Raw genomic sequence first — 263 nt, forward strand, 5'->3', positions numbered from 1 at the left:
CCAGCCGATATGGCGGCATAGCGGCTGCACGCTGGGGCCTTAAAATCCTTTTCCGGCACCTTTCCGTCAAAGTTAGGCAACGCCCTGCTCACCTCACTCCCGGCTGACGGTGCCCCCGCCAACGGCGGCGCGGACGCTGTCGTGCCGGGGCACGAGGTGGGCAGCCCGCGCGCCACGCGTACTGCCAGATAGGCAAAGGCCTGCGCCTCCAGCATGTCGCCATCGAGGCCGATCTCCTCCACCGCGGCGACGGGGCAATCGAG

General features: G+C 68.1%; 1 pseudogene. It reads right to left on the reverse strand.

What is annotated here, in order from left to right:
- Positions 1-93: 93 nt before the first annotated feature.
- Positions 94-263, reverse strand: a pseudogene (locus FCK22_RS19425) (anhydro-N-acetylmuramic acid kinase); the annotation flags it as partial.

Origin of the sequence: Sulfitobacter sp. 15WGC, from assembly GCF_005068605.1 — a bacterium.
GTDB classification, from domain to species: domain Bacteria; phylum Pseudomonadota; class Alphaproteobacteria; order Rhodobacterales; family Rhodobacteraceae; genus Sulfitobacter; species Sulfitobacter faviae.